Origin of the sequence: Oryzibacillus soli (genome assembly GCF_051594765.1) — a bacterium.
Lineage (GTDB): Bacteria > Bacillota > Bacilli > Paenibacillales > NBRC-103111 > Paenibacillus_AR.
Genome location: NZ_JBPPGJ010000161.1, coordinates 1 through 221, shown reverse-complemented (window position 1 = coordinate 221; position 221 = coordinate 1). Strand labels below are relative to the sequence as shown.

General features: G+C 59.3%; 1 rRNA gene. It reads right to left on the bottom strand.

From position 1 onward, the window contains the following. A 16S ribosomal RNA gene (locus ACSEXW_RS28630) occupies positions 1–221 on the bottom strand; the annotation flags it as partial.

Genomic DNA, 221 nt, shown 5'->3' with positions numbered 1-221 from the left:
GCTGCCTCCCGTAGGAGTCTGGGCCGTGTCTCAGTCCCAGTGTGGCCGATCACCCTCTCAGGTCGGCTACGCATCGTCGCCTTGGTGAGCCGTTACCCCACCAACTAGCTAATGCGCCGCAGGCCCATCCATAAGTGTCAGGTTACCCCGACTTTCCATGCATCCCCATGCGGGAACGCAACGTATCCGGTATTAGCATCCGTTTCCGGAAGTTATCCCAG